This is a genomic window from Nonomuraea sp. NPDC049750 (assembly GCF_040659625.1).
Taxonomy (GTDB): Bacteria; Actinomycetota; Actinomycetes; order Streptosporangiales; family Streptosporangiaceae; genus Nonomuraea.
Genome location: NZ_JBFANB010000010.1, coordinates 305,205 through 325,040 on the forward strand (window position 1 = coordinate 305,205; position 19,836 = coordinate 325,040).

Genomic DNA, 19,836 nt, shown 5'->3' on the forward strand with positions numbered 1-19,836 from the left:
ACTTAGGTTAGCCTAGCCTTACTTGATGGGGAAGTGGGTGTACGCGTCTCCCAAGCCCGCCACAGTTCGGCGTACCGGCCGCCGGCGGCGACCAGTTCGTGGTGCGGGCCCTCCTCGACGACCTTGCCGTGTTCGAGGACGACCACCCGATCGGCCGACGCCGCCTGGGTGAGACGGTGGGCGACGATCAGGGTGGTCCGTCCCCGGGTCGCCGCGGCGGCGGACGCCTCGATGTCGCGGGCGCCCAGGCTGCCCGCTTCCGCCGTGGCCTCGTCCAGGACGGCGATCGCGGGGTCCGCGAGCACCAGCCGCGCGAGGGCGAGTTGCTGGGCCTGGGCCGCGGTCAGCTCGTGACCGCCTTCGCCGACCACCGTGTCCAGGCCCTCCGGAAGGCTCCGCGCCCAGTCCAGCGCGCCGACGGTGTCCAGCGCGGCGGCGGCCTCGTCCGGCGAGACCCCCGGGCGGGCCAGGCGCAGGTCCTCGATCAGCGGCCCGGCGAAGACGTGGGTCTCCTGGGTGACGATCGCCACCCGCTCCCGCAGGTCCGCCGGGGCCAGCTCCGCCAGCGACACGCCGCCGACGCGCGCCTCGCCGTGCCCGGCCCGCAGGATCCCGGCCGCGATGGCCGCGAGGGTGGACTTGCCCGCCCCCGTCGACCCCACCAGCGCCACCCGCGCGCCCGCCGCGACCCGCACGCTCACGTCGTGGAGAACGTCGACCTGGCCGTCATAGCTGAAGCGCACACCGGACAACTCAAGCGAACCGTCCCCAGGTACGCGTGGCGCCCGGTCCGGACGTTGAGGCGCCGGAGTGAATTCCACCACCCCGACCAGCCGGGCCAGGCTCGCGCCCGCCGCCTGTACCTCGTCGAAGGTGAACAGCAGCATCGCGATCGGGTTGAACAGCCGATGGAAGAGGACGGCCGCGGCGGCACTCTCGCCGACCGTCACCGACCCCCCGCGCACCAGCAGGAACCCCGCCACCAAGATCGCGGCCAACCCGAAGAACTCCGCCCGGTTGACCCGGCCGACGAAGCGCGTGAACAGCGTGAAGACCGAGACCGAGATGTCGCGGGCCCGCCCGGAGGCGATCCCGATGTCGTGCAGCCGCGCCCGCTCCAGACGGTAGGCGTGCACCGTGCGTACACCCTGCATGTTCTCGACGAGCAGCTGCGACGAGTCCGCCACCGCCTGCCGCTCCCGGGCGTACTGGGGCGCCGCGCGCGGCAGGTACCACCGCAGCGCCACCGCGTACAACGGCACCGCGACCGCGCCGGCCAGCCCGAGCCGCCAGTCGATCCCGGCCATCGCGGCGACGCTCAGGACGCCGAGCAGGAACGCCGAGATCATCGTGGGAATCACGTCGGAGGCCGCCTTGCCGATCGCGGCCGCGTCGCTGCCCACTCGCGAGAGCAGATCGCCCTTCCCGGTACGTTCGAGCGTCGTGGCGGGCAGGGTCAGCGCCCGGGCCACGGTCGCCTCCCGCAGCACCGCGAGTATCTGCCCGCACAACCGGCCGATCAGGTACGTCGCCAGGCCGGTGGCCAGCCCGCCGACCACGGCCGCGACGGTGATCACGATCGTGATGGGCACGATCGCGGAGGCTGGGGCGTGCTCCCGCACCCGGTCCACGAGAGCGCCCAGCGCGTACGCCGGCACCACGGAGGCGACCGCCCCCAGCAGGCCCACCAGCAGCGCGAAGGTGAGGCTCGGCCACCGGACGCGCAGTTCGCGCCACAGCCACGCCCACGTGAGGCGCGCGCCGGCGACCGGGAGCAACTCGCGATCTCGCCCGGTGTCCGTCCCGTCGCCACCTGATCCGCTCATCTCAGTACCGCCCGGTTGTAGTCGCTGTCGGTCGCGGCCAGTTCGGTGTGGCTGCCTTCGGCGACCACCCGGCCGCCGTCGATGACGACGACCCGGTCCGTCGCGGCCAGCATCGCGGGGCTGCTCGTGACCACAATGGTGGTGAACGGGACCGCCTCGCCGCGCGGGTGCCACGGAGCCTGTACGCCCTGCTCGGGGGCCTGCCCTGGGCTCTGAGCGTGTCGCAGAGCTCGTACGCCCTGGGCGATCGCGTGTTCGGTGACGGCGTCCACGGCCGTCGTCGGGTCGTGCAGGACGAGGATCGGCGGCCGGGCCAGCAGCGCCCGGGCAAGCGCGACCCGCTGCCGCTGCCCGCCCGACAAACTGGCACCCCGCTCGGTGACCAGATGCTCCAGACCGTCGGGATGGGCGGACAGCACCTGATCGGCAGCCGAGGCAGCCAGGACCTCAGCCAACAGACCCGGACCGGCCGAGCCCGCCGAGCCCACGGGGTCCGTCGGGGCCTCTCGGCCCGCCGAGCTCACCGCGTCCACCGGGTCCGCTCGGCCCACCGCCAGTGCGCCTACGGTGAGGTTGTCCCGGATTGTGCCCGTGAACAGGTCCGTTTGATGGGGTTCCACCAGCATTGTCCGGCGGGCGTGCGCCAGCCGTATCCGGGCCAGCTCTCGACCGCCGACCAGGATCCGGCCGTCGTACTCCTCCGGCGCCACCCGCCCCGAGAGGACCTTGACCAGTGCCTCTCCGTCGGCGGAGCGGTGTGCCGCGACGCCCACGAACTCGCCGGGCCGCACGAGGAGGTCCACCCCGTCGAGGGTGCCGTATCTGAGGGCGCGCACCTCCAGACCGGGCGCCTTGTTGCCGGACGCCCCGTTGTCGAGTGGTTCGGTGCCGTCGGGTACCAGTGGGTCCGCGTTCAGGATGACGGCCACGCGCTCGGCCGACGCTCGCGCCTCCGCCACCCAGCTCGGGACGATGGCCAGCAGCCCGATCGGTTCCATCAGGAACTGGGCGAGCCCGATCACGGTGATCAGCTCCCCGGCGCTGATCCGCCCGGTCAGCGCGAACCACCCGGCCAGGATCGCGATGCCGCAGGCCAGCAGCGCGCCGCAGGTCGTCGAGGCGGCCACGTACACGCCCTGGGTGTGGGCCGCCCGGACGACGGCCCGCAAGGACCGCCCGCTGACCTCCCGGTAGCGTTGGGCGGCCGCCTCCTCGGCGCCGAGGCCGCGCAGTGGGCGCAGCCCGCTGACCAGGTCGGTCGCCAGTGACGTGGCCTCCGCCGCGCGTTCCTGCTGCTCGGTCACCCGTTTGGTGATCAGCGGCGTGCCCGCCTGGAGCGCGAGGAGCACCACGGGCGTCCCGACGAGGACGGCCAGCCCGAGCCGCCAGTCGATCACGAGCAGCGCGACGGCGCTCACCACGGTCGCCGTCACCGCGCCGGCGACGCGTGGCACGTAGTCCAGCAGGTACGAGGTGTTGTCGGTGTCGGTGGTCGAGACGGTGAGCAGGTCGCCGGCGCGACGGCCGGTACGGATGCCGCGCGGATGCATGATCTTCTCCGCCACCTCGACCCGGAGGGTGTGGGCCTCCACCGCGATGGCGAGCATGAGCTGCCGGGCGCCGAACCGGTACACCATCGTCAGCACGACGAACAGCACCGCCAGGGCCGCCACCCAGAGCACGAGGGCGCCACCGTCGCCAGGACCGATGGCCCGGTCGACGATGACCCCGATGAAAATCGGTACGAGTGACTCGCACACCTGGTGGAGGCTGATGAGAGCGGTCCCCAGGCCCAGCCGCCGCCGGTTGCGGGTCACCGTACGCAGGAGAACGCGCCACCCCGTCCGGGGCCGCGCCGTGGCTGACGCGTTCAGCTGTCGTTCACCTGGGCCGACGCGCGGGCCATGCTCTCACGCAGGCTCTTGGGACGCAGGTCCGTCCAGTTCGCGTCGACGTAGTCGAGGCACTCCTGCCGCTTGCTCTGGCCGCCTTCGCCGAAGACGATCCGCCAGCCGCCGGGCACCTCCTTGAAGGTCGGCCACAGGGAGTGCTGCTCCTCGTCGTTCACCAGGACGTAGAAGGTGCCGTTCTCGTCGTCGAAGGGGTTGTCGGACACTGTGCCTCCTTGGCATCGGGGGTGGGTGGATGGATGGGAGCGCGACCGGTCGGGAGCACCGGGTCGCCCCGCGCCACGGCGGCGATGGCTCGCCTCATCGGCTGCGTGCCTGCCTGGCCAGCAGCCAGGCGAAGTAGACGCCGCCCAGCGACACCGTGACGATGCCGACCGGGAGTTGGGTGGGGGCGAAGGCCCGCTGCGCGAGCCAGTCGCTCGTGGCCAGCAGCAGCCCGCCCGTGACCGCCGACGGCACCAGCGCGATGCCGGCCGTACGCGTCAGCAGGCGGGCCAGCTGCGGGACGGCGAGCGCGACGAACGAGATCGGCCCGGCGGCGGCCGTCGCCACCGCCGTCAGCGCGACCCCGATGACGAGGTACGCCAGGCGCGACCGCTCCGTCCGTACGCCGAGCGCCGCGGCGGCGTCGTCCCCCATGGCCAGCAGCGACAGGCGCCGCCCGAGGGCCACCAGGAGCGCGGTCGGCAGCGCGACCGAGACGGCCACGGGCAGGACCTGGTCCCAGGTCAGGGTGTTCAGGCTGCCTTGTCCCCAGATCGCGGCGGCGACGGCGGTCTGCAGGTTCACCTTGATGACGAACCACTGGTTGGCCGCGCCGAGGATCGCGCTGACCGCGATCCCCACGATGATCAGCCGGAACCCCTGGACGCCCTTCCGGTAGGCCAGAAGGTAGACCACGGCGGCGGCGAGCAGGCCGCCCACGAGCGCGCCCGCGGCCGTCTGGTAGTAGTCGCGGCCAACGAACATCATCGTGACCAGCACTCCGGTGTAGGCGCCGGTGTTGAAGCCGATCACGTCGGGGCTGCCCAGGGGATTGCGCGTCAACGACTGGAACACGGCACCGCTCAGCCCCAGAGCCATCCCGATGAGCAGGGACAGCAGCACCCGTGGCAGCCGCCACTCCATGATCACCAGCCGGGCGGGACCCGGCTCACCGCCCAGCAGGACGCGGACCACCTCCCCGACGGGCACCTCGAACTCGCCGGTGCCGAGGGCCAGCACGCCCACCGCGAGGGCCGCCAGACCCAGCACGCCGCAGATGACCGCCGTCCGCACCCCGAACCGCAGCGAAACCGACGCCCCACGCACGACCACGACCCCCCGACCGAAGTCCAGACCGGATCCCGAGTCCAAGCCGGACCCCACCGATCCCGCCGCACCGGTCCCCACCGCATTGGATCCCACCGCACCGGAGCCCGCCGCGTCAGATCCCACCGGACCCGATCCCGCCGAGCCGGTCACTGGCCGTTCACCGTTCTGCGGCGGATCAGCCAGATCAGCACCGGCGCGCCCACGAACGCCGTCACGATCCCCACCTGCAGCTCCGCCGGCCGGATGACCACCCGGCCGGCGACGTCGGCGGCGAGCATGAGGACCGGCGCGCACACCATCGTGTACGCGAAGATCCACCGCTGGTCCGGCCCGACGATCCAGCGGACGGCGTGCGGCACCATCAGACCCACGAACCCGATCGGACCCACAGCCGCGGTGGCCGCCCCGGCCAGCAGGGTCACCGCGACCATGGACAGCGCCCGCGCCCGCGCGATGTTCGTGCCCAAGGACCGGGCGAGATCGTCCCCGAGGGCGATGGCGTTGAGGGACCGCGCGACGGCCAGCGCCAGGACCAGCCCAGCCGCGACGAACGGCGCCACCGCCCCCGCGATCGACAGCGGCCTGCCCGCCAGCGTGCCGACGTCCCAGAACCGCAGGTAGTCGAACGCCCGCGGCTTCATCAGCCGGATCCCGGCCGAGACGCCCTCCATGACCGCGCCCAGCGCCACACCGGCGAGCGTCAGCTGGATCGGCGTCGCGCCCCTGCTGCCCGCCGAGCCCAGGGCGTACACCAGGACCATCGCGACGGCGCTGCCGAGGAAGGCGAACCACACGTACGACCAGATCCCGGTGAGCCCCAGCACCCCGATCGCGAAGACCACGAACAGGCCCGCGCCCGCGTTGACGCCGAGGATCTGGGTGTCGGCCAGCGGGTTGCGGGTCACGGCCTGGAGGAGCGCGCCCGCGATGCCCAGCGCCGCGCCGACGAGCAGGCCCAGCGCGGTCCGGGGGACGCGCAGCTCGCGTACGAGCACCTGGTCGTCGGTGTTGGTGAAGTGGGCGAAGGCGTTCCAGACCGTGGCCGGGGCGATGTTCTTGGTGCCGACGACGATGCTCAGGACGCAGGCGACGGCCAGCAGCACCAGGCACACCGCCAGCCACGCGCTCCGGCCCGCGTTCGTCGCGGCGACGCCGCCGGCCGGCTGCCGCTCCGTCTGCTTCGGTAAAGGTTGTGGGCGCAGGGATACCACTAGCTCGTGGCTCGCGCGCGGTTGGCGAGCAGCGAGTCGCGGATCTCGCCGGCGCGGACGGCCGTGGTGGACAGCAGGGTGGAAGTTATGCCGTGCGTGTGCTCGCTGGCCCCCTGTACGTAGATGCCGGCCGACACGTGCCAGGGCACCTCGACGCGGTAGTCGCGGCCGATCCGGACCTCGTCCTCCTCGTCGCGCAGGCAGAGCTTGGCCGTCTCGCCGAGCACGACGCCGAGGTCCTGGGGGCGGTAGCCGGTGGCGTGCACGAGGATGTCCGTGGCCAGCACCTCCCGCTCGCCGGTCGGCAGGAACTCCACCGTGACGTCCAGGCGGTCGCCGTTGACGCTGACGTCCCTGATGCGGGAGACCTTGAGGATGCGCAGGCGTTCGTTGCCCTGGACCTTCTCGCGGTACATGGTCGCGTACAGGGACTCGATGAGGTCCATGTCGACCACCGAGTAGTTGGTGCCCCGGTGATAGTCGTGGAGCGCCTGCTTGACCGAGGGCGGGGCCTGGAAGAAGGTGTCGACGGCTTCGGGGTCGAAGATCCGGTTCGCGAAGGGGCTGTCGTCGGCCGGGGTGTAGCCGTACTTCGCGAAGACCGCGCACACCTCGGCGCCGGTGAAGGTCCGATGGAGATAGTCGGCCGTCTCCGCCGCGCTCTGCCCGGCTCCGAGCACCAGGATCCGGCGTACCGGGACGCCGGCCTCGGTGAGGGCGGCCACGCGCGGGATCAGCTCGCTGTTGTGCCACACGCGGTCGGACAGGGCGGCGTCCGGCGGCAGGTGGGGTTCCAGGCCGGTGGCGACGCAGATGTTGCGGGTCCGGCGGACGATGAAGCGCTCCGGGTCGCCGGGGTCGCGGCTGGTCACGTCGAACAGGGGGACCTCGCCGTCCTCGGTGACGACGGGCTCGATGGACAGGACCTCGGCGGAGTACTCGACCATCTCCCGCATCCGGGCCGCGGCCCACTCGAAGTAGCCGTGGAAGTCGATCCGTAACGGGAACAGCGTCTTGTGGTTGAGGAAGTCCACCAGCCTGCCGCGCTCCTTCAGGTAGCACAGGAAGCTGAAGTCGCTCGCCGGGTCCCGCATGGTGACCAGGTCCTTCAGGAACGACACCTGCATGGTGGCGTCGTCGAGCAGCATGCCCCGATGCCAGCCGAAGGCGGCCTGCTTCTCCAGGAACCCGGCGCGCAGCCGGTCCGCTTCCGGGACCCGCGCGTTGTGCTCGTCGACGGCTATGGCCAGCGCCAGGTTGGATGGCCCGAATCCGACTCCCAGGATGTCGTAGATCGTGTCCGGACCACTCGGCAGGGTCTCCACCGCGGCATCGCCTCCCTTATCGGGGCAATAGTAGATAAGGTAAGGCTAACCTTTCAAGAATCATGGCAGAGAGGATCGATCATGCGAGTGGTCATGTTCGGGTACCAGACGTGGGGCCATCGGACATTACGCGCCCTGCTCGACTCCGGCCACGACGTGGTCCTCGCCGTCACCCACCCCAAGAGCGAGCACGCCTACGAGAAGATCTGGGACGACTCGGTCGCGGAGCTCGCGGAGCGGCACGACGTGCCGGTGCTGCTGCGCGACCGGCCCGACGACGCCGGCCTCCTCCAGGCGCTCCGGGACGCCGCGCCGGACATCATCGTCGCCAACAACTGGCGGACCTGGCTGCCGCCGGAGATCTTCGACCTGCCACCGCACGGCACGCTCAACATCCATGATTCGCTGCTTCCGGCGTACGCGGGCTTCTCGCCGCTGATCTGGGCCCTGATCAACGGCGAGCGGGAGGTCGGCGTCACCACGCACCGCATGAACGCCGAACTGGACGCGGGCGACATCCTGCTGCAACGGGCCGTGCCCGTGAAGGACGACGACACCACGACCGACCTCTTCCACCGGACGGTGGACCTGATCGAGCCGCTCGTACGGGAGTCGCTGGACCTGATCGCCTCCGGCCGGGCGCGCTGGGTCCCCCAGGACCGTACCCAGGCCAGCTTCTTCCACAAGCGGTCGGTCGAGGACGGCCGGATCGACTGGTCCTGGCCGGCGGAGGACCTGGAGCGGCTGGTCCGAGCCCAGTCCGACCCGTACCCGAACGCGTTCACCCACCATCGCGGCGAGCGGATCCAGATCGTCTCGGCCGCGGTGTCGCAGGCCCGCTACGGAGGCACCCCCGGACGGATCTTCATCCGGGAGGGGGATGGGGTGGTCATCGTCGCCGGCGCGGACGCGCGGACCGGGCAGCGACGCGGGCTGGTGGTCAAACGGCTGCGGACACCGGACGGCACCGAGCACGCGGCCACCGACTACTTCCGCACCATGGGCGGCTACCTCGGATAACGCAACAGGTGCGGCCACCTCGGAAGCGCCACGACATGCCTGAGCGCCTGAGGGTGTCCGGTTTTCGCGGGGCCCGCTCCTAGAATGGGGTGATCATCTGACTGGCGGTCGCCAGGTTCTTCCCGGCTGATGGTGTCCGGATCGCACTACACCCACCGCCAGTTGGAGAAGCCCTATGCCTACCGTCATGCGCGGGGGTGTCCACCGCGCCCTCACCGTGGTCGCGGCACTCACCCTCGCCCCCGTCGCCGCCCACGCCGACGCCGCCCCCGGCCCCGCCGAGGGGAGGCTGATCGGCTCCGGTGCCCTCGCGGCGGTCAAGGAGCACCTGCGGGCGCTGCAGGCCATCGCCGACATCCACCACCACACCCGCGCGGCGGGCACCCGCGGCCACGACGCGTCGCGCGACTACGTGGCCGCCAAGCTCAGGGCCGCCGGTTACCGGGTGACCGTTCAGCCGTTCGACTTCCCCTTCTACCAGGAGCGATCCACCGCGCTGATGGAGCGGGTCGCCCCGGCGCACAAGGTCTACACCCCGACCCCGCCCGACGGCTCCACCCTCGGCGACCTCGCCACGATGAGCTACTCCGGGCGCGGCGACGTCATCGCGGCCCTGCAGAACGTCGACCTGGTCCTGCCGCCCGGCCCGACACCGGGCACCTCCACCTCCGGCTGCGAGGCCGCCGACTTCGCCGGGTTCACGCCGGGCAAGATCGCGCTGTTGCAGCGCGGCACCTGCGCCTTCCTGGTCAAGGCGCGGAACGCGCAGGCGGCGGGCGCCGTGGCCGCGATCATCTTCAACGAGGGTCAGCCGGGCCGTACCGCGACTCCGCAGGGCAACCTCGGCGAACCGGTCTCCATCCCGGTCGTCGGCGCCTCCTTCGCGGTCGGCCAGGAGCTCGCCACGGGGGCGACGGTCCACCTCAAGACCGACACGATCAGCGAGGTACGCACCACCTCTAACGTGATCGCCGACTCCCCCTGGGGCGACCCGGACAAGGTGGTCATGTCCGGGGCGCATCTGGACTCCGTCCTGGAGGGGCCGGGCATCAACGACAACGGCTCGGGCAGCGCCGCGCTCCTGGCCGTCGCCGAGGCGCTCGGCAAGATCCCCACCCGGAACAAGCTCCGCTTCGCCTGGTGGAGCGCGGAGGAGCTGGGCCTGCTGGGCTCGAAGTTCTACGTGGAGCACCTGAGCCCCGCCCGGCGGAGCAGGATCAAGCTCTACCTCAACTACGACATGATCGCCTCGCCGAACTACGCCCTCAAGATCTACGACGGTGACGACTCCGACGCCACGGGCGAGCCCGCCGGTCCGCCCGGCTCGGCCGAGATCGAGAAGCTGTTCGAGAGCTACTACGACCTGCTGCAGCAGGGCCACAACGGCACCGACTTCGACGGCCGCTCCGACTACGGCCCGTTCATCGCGGCCGGCATCGCCTCCGGCGGCCTGTTCACCGGGGGCGAGGGCATCAAGACGGCCCAGGAGGCGGCCCTGTTCGGTGGTACGGCCGGCCAGCCGTACGACGCGTGCTACCACAAGGCCTGCGACACCACGACGAACATCAACGACCGGGCTCTGGCGCTGAACACCGGCGCCATCGCCGCCGCCGCCCTGGTCTACGCCTTCAAGCCCGTCCTGCCCGGCCCGGCCGCCGCCGCGGAAACCGCCACGGAGTCCGCGGCGATCACCGCGATCGCCGACCCCGGCGCCGAGCTTCGCGGAAGAATAAAGCGATAAATCCGCTCCTGCGGCCATCGAACCGCCGCAGGTACGCGGACGTACCCGTCCATAGGGGGACGCTTACCCAACAGAGGGACGCCCCCTGACAAAGGAGGACGCTGGTGCTGTCATCCGGGCGTCGGGCGCTGTTATACGCCGGTGTCGCCGTCGCGGTCGGCGTCCTGGCGCTGGTGGGCGCGTTATGGGTCGGCGGAGGCGGAACGCCGCCGCCGATCAAGGGGCTGCCGACACCCGATCCGCTGACCGTCTGGGGAGTGCCGCTGGCGCGGCTGGCGCTGGAGGTGTGCTCCGTCGGCACGGTGGGGACCCTGGTCGCCGGGGTGGTCCTGGTCCGGCGCGACGCGCCGGAGGCGAGCGCCTGCGTACGCGCCGCGGGCGGCTGGGCACTGGGCTGGGCGCTCTGCGCGCTGCTGACCTACCTGCTGACACTCGCGAACATCCTCAGCCTCCCGGCGAGCCAGGTGTTCGGCGACTTCACCCTGCTGAACTTCGGCACCACTCTCCCCCAGACGCAGGCCATGCTCGTGGTGACGTGCACGGCCACGGTCGTGGTGCTCGGCTCCTCTCGGGTACGGGACGGCCGGCGGCCCCGGTGGGCGGTCACCCTGCTCGTGGCCGCCGCGTTCGGCCTGCTGCCGCCCGCCTACGTCGGTCACGCCGCCTCGGCCGGAGATCACGACGTCGCGGTCTCGGCGCTGATGACGCACCTGCTCGCGGCGGCCGTGTGGGTCGGCGGCCTGGTGGCCGTGCTGATCCACTTCCGCCGCTCGGACCGGCTGGCCGGCGTCGTCGCCAGATTCAGCACCCTGGCCCTGTGCTGCTTCGTCGCGGTGACCGTGTCCGGTGTGGCCGGCGCCTGGGTCCGGCTGGACTCGGTGCCGCAGTTGTGGACGACGAGGTACGGCACGCTCGTCCTGGCCAAGGTGACGGCGCTGGTGGCCTTGGGCGTCATCGGGTGGATCCACCGCCGCCGTACCGTCGCCGGGATCGCCGAACACTCCAGGCGCGGCACCTTCGTCCGGCTGGCCACCGGCGAGATCGTGGTGATGGCGGCGGCCATGGGCCTGGCCGTCGGCCTGTCGCGCTCCGCGCCGCCGACCACCGGCAGCCACGACGACCTCCTGGGCTACAACCTGGCGCCCTATTCGATCGGCCACCTGATCACCGAGTTCCGGCCGAACCCGCTGGTCCTGCTCGCCCTGGCGCTTCCGGTCATCGGCTATCTGGCCGGGCTGCGCAGGCTCGCCCGGGCCGGCGTGCCGTGGCCGGTGGGCCGGACGATCGCCTGGTTCGCCGGGGTGGCGGTGCTGGCATTGGTGCTCGCCGGCGGCGTGAGCGCCTACGCGCGGGCGATGCCGTCGGCGCACGCGCTGCAGTACACGGTGCTCAACGTCGTCGGACCGCTGCTGCTGGCCTTCGGGGCGCCGCTGACGCTGACCGCGCGGGCCATCACCCCCGCCTCACAGTACGGCGACGTCACCTCCGCCATCCTGAACAGCCCCCTGACCAGGCGGCTCACTCATCCGACGACCCTCCTGGCCATCTATGTGCTGCCGCTCCTCGTCCTCTACGGCACCGAGTGGCTGGCCTGGTCGGTCACCAACCAGGCGGTCCACCTGCTCACCCAGGGCCTGTTCTTCGGCACCGGGCTGCTGTGCTGCTGGGTGCTGGCCGGGGTCGACCCGCTGCCCCAGACGATCGCCCGGCGCGATCGCACCCGACTGCTCGCGGCCGTCGCCGCGGCGCAGGTGGTGGTCGGCCTACTCCTGCTGTACGGGCCGGTGCTGGCCCAGGACTGGTTCGCGCAGGTGACCCCGCGCGGCGCGCCGGGCGTGGCGGCCGGGCAATGGCTGGCCGGCCTGATCTACCTGGCGCTGCCCGTGGCCGCCCTCGCCTTCCTGGCCGTACGGCTGACCCGGTCACGGAAGCCTGCGGGGAGGACCGGCTCAGTCCCACGGCTGCCGGTACGACGGCTGGTAAGCGTGCAGCCGCAGCCGCAGGGTCAGCGTGACGGTGGTGCCGGCCGGTAGCTCCACCGTGAGGTGCGGGCCGCCGACCGTGAGCTCGGTGGCCGACGGCACCGGCTGGTGGTGGATGTACTCGGTGTCGTGGCCGGTCCAGCCGGGCTCGGCGCCGGTCGCGACGGCGGTGGCGATCTCGTGCTCGCCGAACGCCCCCGCCTGGACGATGAGCACCCGGTCGTCGGTGGCCGAGAGGTTGACCAGCGTGACCACGGTTGCCTCCGGCTCGATCGCGCTGACCAGCGCGGCGACCTGCTCCGGCACGCCAGGGCGGCGGCGTTCGGCGTCGAAGTAGCGGACCCTGGCCTGCTGCAGACCGCCGTTGTAGATGACCTGCGGGCCGCCCCACATCGTCTGGGCCAGCGCCTCGGTCACCACCGGGTTGACGTTCTGCCACAGGTGGATCGCCTCCTCCGGCAGGTCCCGGTCGGCGTTGGCGAGCAGCAGCGCTATGCGGCGCCGGGCCTGGGCGTGCGCGGCGGCGAGGATTCGCTGGGGGTAGTCCGGGTTGTCGCCGCGCAGGTAGGCGTACCACGGCTCCTCGTGTCCGGCCTCCTCCTTGTCGCGGAACGGCCGTACCGTCGCCCAGTCGTAACCGGCCGCGGCGCGCAGCGCGTCCAGGCGGGCCCGGTCCTCGGCCGCGCCGGTGTGGTGCCAGAGCGCGAACGGGACCGAGGTCTGGATCGGGTTGTAGTCGAACCAGCCTTTGTCGCTGTGCCGGTAGGGCACGAGCAGGGTGGCGGTGTCCACGTCCGAGCCGAGATGAGCGCGCCAGCGGCCCTGGTTGGCCGAGTCGCTCTGGCTGAACGGCAGCTTGACGCCCAGGCCGATGATCGCGTCCAGCAGCGACCGGAGCAGGTCGAGGTAGCGGTCGTCGCGCGTGGCCAGCGCGGCGCTGAGCGCGCCGACGGCGGTCGCCTGGCCGACGCTGTACATGCCGTGCGGCCAGGTCCAGCCGTAGTGACCGCCGTACCAGCGCCCGTCCAGCTGGCTGCCGACCGTACCGTCCAGGCCGACGTTGTCCGGGACGATCCCGCCGTTGTCCTGGGCCCGGCGCTGCCAGGCACCGACGTACTCGCGCAGCCAGGCGGCGTATCGCTCGTCGCCGGAGACCAGGAAGGCGTTGCAGACCAGGCCGGCCACGCTCAGGTTGCCGACCGCGTCGCCCCGGCCCATACGCTCGCGCATCTCCGCGCCCAGCCGCGGGTCGTCGGCGAGCGGCGGCACCGGCGCGTCGGCCGGGACCAGCCAGTCCAGCGGGTAGCCGTACTGCGCGGCCTCGGCCTCGGTCCAGGGATAGGCGGGCGTGTCGGACACCCCGTCGCGAGCTCCCCCGCTGCCGTTGTGCGGGGCCTTGATGATGTGGTGGTCCGGGTCGTAGTTGGCCGGACCGAGATAGAGGTCGGCGAACCGAGTGGCCCGCTCCGCCCAGGCCGCCGGGTCGGCGGCGGTGAGGAAGTAGGTGAAGAGCAGGCTCTCGCCCTGGTGGAACCAGTCGTAGCCGATCTCGAACTCCTCGGCGAACATGCCGAGCTCGGTCATCTGGGCCGCCACGCCCTCCCAGTGGTGGGCGCACGCCGGGAGCAGGTCGTCCGCGCCGCCCAGCAGGTAGAGCTGGGGCCAGTTGAAGAACGGCTCGAAGAAGTCGTCCGCGCCGTCGCGGCTGGACAGCCGGCCGGAGTAGCGCAGCGAGCCGTCAGGCCGGGTGTAGCGGGAGGAGAACAGCCGCCACCCGCTGTCCAGCAGGTCGAACAGCGCGCGCTGGGACAGCGCCCAGGCCGGTGGCTCGATGACGGGGACGCTCGCCGTGACAACGGGTGGGCGCCGGGCGAAGCTGTCGGTCATATGGTGGGTACTCCTCACCTCGTAAAATCTCATCCCTTGGTCGCGCCGGCGGTCAGCCCGGCGACCAGGAAGCGCTGAGAGAACAGAAACACCAGCAACACCGGCGCGATGGAGATCAGGGTGGCCAGCACCAGTTCGGGCGGCTGCACCTCGGCGTTGGCGCCGACGACGGGGTTGAAGGTGGGGGTCGCGGCCAGCATCTGCGTCAGGCCGACCTGCATGGGGTAGTTGTCGCTGTTCGGCAGCATCACGTACGGCAGGAAGAAGTTGTTCCAGTTGTTGACGAAGCTGAAGAAGGCGACCAGTGCGACCACCGGCTTGGCCAGCGGGAGCGCCACCCGGAAGAAGGTCGCGGTCTCGCCGCAACCGTCCAGCCGCGCCGCGTCCAGCAGGTCGCCGGGGACGCTGGTGGAGAAGTAGATGTAGGTCAGGTACACGCCGAAGGGGAAGAACGACATCGGCAGCACGACCGAGGCCGTCTTGTTGATCAGCCCGAGGTAGCTGAGCTCCAGGAAGATCGGCAGCACCAGGGCGGTGGCCGGCATCAGCATCACCACCAGGGTGACGATGAGCAGCAGCCGGCGTCCGCCGAACTGCATGAGCGCCATCGCGTACCCGGCCGGGATGCCGACCAGCAGGGTCAGCGCCACCGAGAGCGCCGAGTAGACGACGGAGTTCGTCATCCACGTCAGCACCGCCCCGTCCTGGAAGGACATGAGGTGCTGCCAGTTCGTGACGAGCGAGCCGATCGAGCCCGGTGACAGCGGGTTGGCGTGGATCAGGTCGGCCGGGCTCTTGGTCGAGGCGAGCAGCAGCCACACCATCGGCAGGACGAAGAACAGCGCGAAGGCCAGCAGCAGCGCGGCGATCAGCCCCCGGCCGACCAGCCGGATGACGCCGGGCCGTTGATCAGTCCGCATCGAAGAGACCTCCCCGCGCGACGAACAGCCCGGCGCAGCACAAAGCCACGATGAGCAGGTCGATCGCGATCGCCGCCGAGCCGTTGAAGTCGTTCTGGTCGAAGGCGTACAGATAGGCGAGCTGGTTGAGCGAGTAGTCGGTCCCGACCACCCCGAAACCGGCCTGCGAGACGAGCTGCGGCTCGACGAAGAGCTGCGTGCCCGCGGCCAGGGACAGGATGAGCATGTAGACGATCCACTTGCGCAGCATCGGTAGTTGCACCCGCAACGCCGTCTTCACTGGCCCGGCGCCGTCCACCCGCGCCGCCTCGATCACCGTGTACGGGATGCTGTTCAACGCGCCGTACATGACCGTGATCCAGCCGCCCGCGCCGGTCCAGAAGGCGATGATCGTGAAGATCCAGGGCAAGTGCCCCGGCGCGATCACCTGCACGAACGTGTCACCCCACAGCGAGCGGACGAGGCCGTCGACCGGGCTCACGGATGGGTCCAGCATGAACAGCCACAGCAGCACGCTCGACGCCCCGGCCAGCGCGCCCGGCACGTAGTAGACGAACCGCAGCGCGGCCCGCGACCAGCGCGAGGTGAGCCGGTGCACCACCAGCGCGAGCAGCAGGACGAGCACGGTCAAAGTGACCAGCCACAGCACAAGGTAGGTGGCCACATGGCCGACCGCGGCCACGAACCGATAGTCCTGGGCGGTACGCAGGAAGTTGGAGATGCCGGCGAAGCGCCCCTCGCCATCGGTGAACGCCAGATTGAGCGCGTACACCGTGGGCGCGATGCCGAACGCGACCAGCAGCACCACGTACCCGGAGACGAAGACGTGCCCGGCGGCAGGCCGCCAGGAACGACTCCGCACGTGCGTAACGCTCACTTGGTGACCTGGTATCCGGACACCTGAGCCTGCTGCTCGATCGCCGTCTGCCAGTCCGGCAGCAGCGACTCGATGGTCTTGCCGGCGGTCTGGCCGGGGATGACGGTCTTGGCCCAGACCGCCTCCTGGCTGAACTCCGGCGAACCCCAGCCCGGCCAGACCTGTCCGGCCGCGGCGGCGATCGGGGCGGAGATGTCGCCCGCGTAGTAGCCGCTGTCCTGCTGCTTCTTGATCCACTTCGTCGCGGCGGCCGAGAAGGCGGGGTAGCCCGGCGAGAGGGCGACCTGGTACTCGTCGGCGGTGGCGACCCAGCCGATGAAGTCCTTGGCCGCCTTCAGGCGCGCGGTGTGCCGCGACAGCCACCAGGTGCCACCGCCGACGTTGCCGGTCACCGGCTCGCTCTGGTCCGCCCAGTGCAGCGCGTCGCCGACCGCGAGCTCGCCCTTCGGGGTCTTGATCGTCCCCTGGAACACCGCCCCGCCGTACCAGGCCGGGCCGGGCAGCATGAGCACCTTGTCGCCCTGGTTCTTGACGAAGTCGGGACCGAACAGCGGCAGCATGGACATCGTCTTGTTCGCCACGAGCTTGTCCAGCATCCGCGCGGTCCGTACGCACTTGGCGTCCGTCGCCTTGACGGTGATCGCCTTGGCGCCGGTGACCTGGTTGGCCGGGCACTCGCCGCCCCACATGTAGATCTCCGGCGCCCACGCGTCACCGGCCGTGCCGATGATGTATCCCGGGTGCTCGGCGGCCACCTTCTCGCCCAGCGCGGTGTATTCCTCCCACGTCTTGGGCAACGTGTAGCCGAACTTGTCGAGCAGCTTCTTGTTGTACCAGAGCACCACCTGGGCCAGGTCGTTGCGCAGGCAGTAGACCGTGCCGTCGACGGCGCACACGTCCAGCGCGCCCTTGGCGAAGCCGCTCAGCGTGGCGTCGTCGAGCAGGCCCTTGTTGAGCGGGGCGACGAAGGCGTCATCACCCTGCGAGGCCCAGGAGGCGGTGTTGTTGTCGGTGGTGAACACGACGTCCGGCCAGCCCTCGCCGGCCCGGTTGAACAGCTGCACCTTGGTCTTGAGGGTGTTGGAGCCGTTGGCGTTGCCGTCGTAGGTGACGATGTCCAGCGGCACGCCGGGGTGCGCCATCTGGTAGGCCTTCGCGGCGTCGAGCCGGGTGGAGTCCACCCAGACCACGAGCTTGCCGTCCTTCTGCTCGGCCGTGCTGAACCCGTACTGGGAGGCGGCACCGGTCGGCTTCGACGAGGACGAAGCCGTGGGGTTGGGGGGACCGCAGGCCGCGACGGCGAGAAGAACCGCCGCGGCGGCGGTGGCCGCAGGCACCGCACGGCGGTACGCGGCATGACTGCGTCGTCTCATAGGGCCTCCGTTAACGGAATGTTTCGAGATATGACATCATACGAATGACGTCGACACAATGGCCTATACTCAAGGCGCTGTCGTGATCAAGGGAGGGCACGTTGACTCAGCACGCGGAGGGTCCGTGGACGGACGACGCGGTGCGGCCCCAACCACCCGCGAAGCGGCCGCGCCGCGAGCGGGCCCCCAAACTGGGCACCACGGTGGTCGAGCAGCTGGTCGACGACATCATCCGCGGCACACTGCGCCCGGGTGCCACGCTGCCGCCCGAGGCCGACCTGTGCGAGGAGTTCGGCGTCAGCCGCACGGTGATCCGCGAGTCGGTCAAGGTGATCCAGGAGAAGGGCCTGGTCCGGATCGAGCACGGTCGCGGCACCCAGGTCACCGAGCCGAGGCAGTGGAACCTCCTCGACGACGTCGTGCTCGCCTCAGTGATCGCGCACGACGAGACCGCGGCCTTCCTCGACGAGCTGGTCACCGTACGCACCGCGCTCGAAGCCGAGATGGCCGCCGCCGCGGCGCTGGCCCGCACCTCCGACGACGCCCAGCGCATCGCCGAGGTGCTGGGCGTCATGCGGTCGAACCTCGCCTCTCCCCCCGATTTCGGCGCCGCCGACGTCCGCTTCCACGACGTGATCATGGCGGCCTCCCGCAACCGGCTCGGCCGCGCCATCGTCAACAGCATCCACGACAAGGCCCGCACCAGCATGCGCTACCACGGCCAGTACAACGAGGAGGTCATGCGCCAGACGCTGGACGAGCACCAGGCGATCAGCGACGCGATCTCGGCCGGCGATCCCGAGGCGGCGGCCGCGGCGATGCGCACGCACATCCTCGACTCCTGGAACCGGCGGCGCCCCACCCCGGCCCAGTGACCACGCTGGGCCCGATGATCGCCTGACATGACGAGGGCCCCGACGACGATTCGTCGGGGCCCCGTTGTCTCTGTTTCCGGCTACCCGTAGCGCATCGCGCGTCGAGGCCGGGAGGTTCCGGCTATCCGCAGTGCTCGGACGGGCTGTCGTAGGTGGACGTGCCGGCCTTGCCGCCCCATCTGACGCACTTGTCGGCCGCGTTGGCGCGTACCGGACCCGCGTAGTAGGCGAAGTTACCGCTGTCGGTGATGCGCGTCTGGCCCTCCACCTCCAGGTAGGCGCTGGTGGCCGAGGCCGTGCCGAGCTGGGTCTTCTTGATCGTGGCCACGCAGTTGTAGCCGGTGGTCGAGTTGTAGGTCAGGTAGACGGTGCCCGCCGTACCCAGCGCCGCCGAGTCGATCACCTTGAACCCGGTGCCGCACACCGATTCGGCGGTGTGCGGGTTGGTGGGGCCGGTGCCGCCATTGACGTAGTTCATGTACGTGGTCCAGTTCCAGTTCGGACCCGGGTCGGTGTGGTCGGCGCCGGGCACCTCGCTGTGGCCGAGGATGTGCGTCCGGTCCTTGGGGATGCCGTAACGGTCGGCGATGTTGCGGGTCAGCGCCGCCGAGGAGCGGTACATCGCGTCGGTGAACCAGGAGGCGTTGTCGACGAATCCCTCGTGCTCGATGCCCACCGAGCGCCTGTTGTAGTCACCGGCGTGGAAGGCCCGGTCCTTCTCCCTGACCATCTGGGTGATGGCGCCGTCCGACGAACGGATGACGTAGTGCGCCGACGTGGGATTCGGCCGCGGCCCGGTCTGGAACCAGTCGATCGTCCCGGCGTAGGAGCCCTGGGTAACGTGGATGACGATGCGGTCGATCGCGTCGCTGGTCGGGCGGTTGGAGACGGCGTAGTTGCTGCTGTGCGCCGCCGCCCACGTCGCCCCCGGGTAGTCGACCGCCGCCGCGAGCGTGTTGGTCTTGCCCAGCTCCTGCGCCTTGGCGTAGGAGCCACGCTCGGGCTCGACGACCTGTGGCGCCGCCGTGACGGCCTCGCCCTCGGGGGTGGTGGCGCGGATCCCCTGGGCCATCAGGTTGTAGACGGTGTCGGCGTACAGCCGGGCGACCTCCGGCGAGGAGGCGCCGCCGTACTTGGCCACTGCCTGGTACCACTTGGCGGCGTCCTTGCGGGCCTTGGCGTCCAGCCCCAGCTCATCGGCGTAGGCGCGCAGGACGGCGGCGCCGCCCGTGATGTTGGCCGCGGCGTCCGCCTTCAGGGCCGAGACGGGCTGCTCGGTCAGCGTGGCCGCGCGCTCAAGGCTGTGCGTGACGGGGTTGCTGACCAGGTGCATCACCCCGTAGCCGCCGGACGCGCTGGGCTGACCGCGGTGACCGTCCAGGTGGGTTTCGGAGTAGGCGAGGGACACCAGCAGGTCGCGGGGCACCTCGTACGTGGTGGCCGCGCGGGCGAAGGCGTCGGTCATGGGATCGGCGGACGCGGCTCCGGCCGGTTGGCCGGTGAGCAGCGAGAGGGGGATGAGCGCACCGGCAAGCAGCGCGGCCGAACGACGGAGTCGGGCCTGCACAGGTTTCT

15 protein-coding genes are annotated in these 19,836 nt (G+C 71.0%); 4 read left to right on the forward strand and 11 right to left on the reverse strand.

From position 1 onward, the window contains the following. Positions 1 to 2: 2 nt before the first annotated feature. The 6 genes from AB0J16_RS26835 to AB0J16_RS26860 form a co-directional block, all read right to left on the reverse strand. Positions 3 to 1,826, reverse strand: coding sequence for an ABC transporter ATP-binding protein (locus tag AB0J16_RS26835; protein WP_358544405.1), 1,824 nt, complete (start codon positions 1,824 to 1,826; stop codon positions 3 to 5). After that, complete coding sequence (locus AB0J16_RS26840) at positions 1,823 to 3,643, reverse strand: ABC transporter ATP-binding protein (protein WP_358544406.1); 1,821 nt, start codon at positions 3,641 to 3,643, stop codon at positions 1,823 to 1,825. The genes AB0J16_RS26835 and AB0J16_RS26840 overlap by 4 nt, the downstream gene beginning before the upstream one ends. Positions 3,644 to 3,696: 53 nt before the next feature. Then, positions 3,697 to 3,942 carry an MbtH family protein gene (locus AB0J16_RS26845; RefSeq protein WP_225295555.1) on the reverse strand — a complete coding sequence of 82 codons (246 nt, stop codon included), beginning with the start codon at positions 3,940 to 3,942 and terminating at the stop codon, positions 3,697 to 3,699. A 94-nt stretch (positions 3,943 to 4,036) separates the two neighbouring features. Beyond that, on the reverse strand, positions 4,037 to 5,092 hold the full coding sequence (locus tag AB0J16_RS26850; RefSeq protein ID WP_358544407.1) for an iron chelate uptake ABC transporter family permease subunit: 1,056 nt from the start codon (positions 5,090 to 5,092) through the stop codon (positions 4,037 to 4,039). A 104-nt stretch (positions 5,093 to 5,196) separates the two neighbouring features. Further along, on the reverse strand, positions 5,197 to 6,261 hold the full coding sequence (locus AB0J16_RS26855) for an iron chelate uptake ABC transporter family permease subunit (RefSeq protein ID WP_358544408.1): 1,065 nt from the start codon (positions 6,259 to 6,261) through the stop codon (positions 5,197 to 5,199). Then, a complete protein-coding gene (locus AB0J16_RS26860) occupies positions 6,261 to 7,586 on the reverse strand; it encodes a SidA/IucD/PvdA family monooxygenase (RefSeq protein ID WP_358544409.1) in 1,326 nt (441 codons plus the stop codon). The genes AB0J16_RS26855 and AB0J16_RS26860 overlap by 1 nt, the downstream gene beginning before the upstream one ends. An 81-nt stretch (positions 7,587 to 7,667) precedes the next feature. Here AB0J16_RS26860 and AB0J16_RS26865 point away from each other — a divergent pair, with 81 nt between their 5' ends. The 3 genes from AB0J16_RS26865 (at position 7,668) to AB0J16_RS26875 (ending at position 12,380) form a co-directional block, all read left to right on the forward strand. Next, the gene (locus AB0J16_RS26865; RefSeq protein WP_358544410.1) at positions 7,668 to 8,606 is read left to right on the forward strand and encodes a methionyl-tRNA formyltransferase; all 939 of its coding nucleotides are present in this window, start codon (positions 7,668 to 7,670) and stop codon (positions 8,604 to 8,606) included. 187 nt (positions 8,607 to 8,793) lie between these two features. Continuing rightward, positions 8,794 to 10,347: a M28 family peptidase gene (locus AB0J16_RS26870; RefSeq protein ID WP_358544411.1), complete on the forward strand. Its 1,554-nt coding sequence runs from the start codon at positions 8,794 to 8,796 to the stop codon at positions 10,345 to 10,347. 104 nt (positions 10,348 to 10,451) lie between these two features. Continuing rightward, a complete protein-coding gene (locus AB0J16_RS26875; RefSeq protein ID WP_358544412.1) occupies positions 10,452 to 12,380 on the forward strand; it encodes a cytochrome c oxidase assembly protein in 1,929 nt (642 codons plus the stop codon). Here the strand turns inward: AB0J16_RS26875 and AB0J16_RS26880 are convergent. The 4 genes from AB0J16_RS26880 to AB0J16_RS26895 are packed head-to-tail and all read right to left on the reverse strand — an operon-like array spanning position 12,297 to position 17,386. Beyond that, complete coding sequence (locus AB0J16_RS26880) at positions 12,297 to 14,216, reverse strand: hypothetical protein (protein ID WP_358544414.1); 1,920 nt, start codon at positions 14,214 to 14,216, stop codon at positions 12,297 to 12,299. The two genes, AB0J16_RS26875 and AB0J16_RS26880, sit on opposite strands and share 84 nt — an antisense overlap. Positions 14,217 to 14,245: 29 nt before the next feature. Next, positions 14,246 to 15,136 (reverse strand): carbohydrate ABC transporter permease, encoded by an 891-nt coding sequence (locus AB0J16_RS26885; protein ID WP_358544416.1) that lies wholly within the window; start codon positions 15,134 to 15,136, stop codon positions 14,246 to 14,248. Next, complete coding sequence (locus AB0J16_RS26890; protein WP_358544418.1) at positions 15,126 to 15,998, reverse strand: sugar ABC transporter permease; 873 nt, start codon at positions 15,996 to 15,998, stop codon at positions 15,126 to 15,128. The genes AB0J16_RS26885 and AB0J16_RS26890 overlap by 11 nt, the downstream gene beginning before the upstream one ends. 11 nt (positions 15,999 to 16,009) lie before the next feature. Further along, positions 16,010 to 17,386, reverse strand: a complete 1,377-nt coding sequence (locus tag AB0J16_RS26895; protein WP_358544419.1) for an extracellular solute-binding protein — start codon at positions 17,384 to 17,386, stop codon at positions 16,010 to 16,012. Positions 17,387 to 17,487: 101 nt separating this feature from the next. On the opposite strand from AB0J16_RS26895, the gene AB0J16_RS26900 reads away from it, so the two are divergent. Continuing rightward, positions 17,488 to 18,261, forward strand: coding sequence for a FadR/GntR family transcriptional regulator (locus tag AB0J16_RS26900; protein ID WP_358544420.1), 774 nt, complete (start codon positions 17,488 to 17,490; stop codon positions 18,259 to 18,261). A 121-nt stretch (positions 18,262 to 18,382) separates the two neighbouring features. Here AB0J16_RS26900 and AB0J16_RS26905 read toward each other — a convergent pair whose 3' ends face one another. Further along, positions 18,383 to 19,828, reverse strand: a complete 1,446-nt coding sequence (locus AB0J16_RS26905) for a peptidoglycan recognition family protein (RefSeq protein WP_358544421.1) — start codon at positions 19,826 to 19,828, stop codon at positions 18,383 to 18,385. Between the last annotated feature and the right edge of the window lie 8 nt (positions 19,829 to 19,836).

What these genes read in the sequence shown, in the direction of transcription:
- AB0J16_RS26835 (WP_358544405.1), bottom strand. Translation starts at nt 1,826, where the DNA reads ATGAGCGGATCAGGTGGCGACGGGACGGACACCGGGCGAGATCGCGAG.
- AB0J16_RS26865 (WP_358544410.1), top strand. Translation starts at nt 7,668, where the DNA reads ATGCGAGTGGTCATGTTCGGGTACCAGACGTGGGGCCATCGGACATTA.
- AB0J16_RS26870 (WP_358544411.1), top strand. Translation starts at nt 8,794, where the DNA reads ATGCGCGGGGGTGTCCACCGCGCCCTCACCGTGGTCGCGGCACTCACC.
- AB0J16_RS26880 (WP_358544414.1), bottom strand. Translation starts at nt 14,216, where the DNA reads ATGACCGACAGCTTCGCCCGGCGCCCACCCGTTGTCACGGCGAGCGTC.
- AB0J16_RS26885 (WP_358544416.1), bottom strand. Translation starts at nt 15,136, where the DNA reads ATGCGGACTGATCAACGGCCCGGCGTCATCCGGCTGGTCGGCCGGGGG.
- AB0J16_RS26895 (WP_358544419.1), bottom strand. Translation starts at nt 17,386, where the DNA reads ATGAGACGACGCAGTCATGCCGCGTACCGCCGTGCGGTGCCTGCGGCC.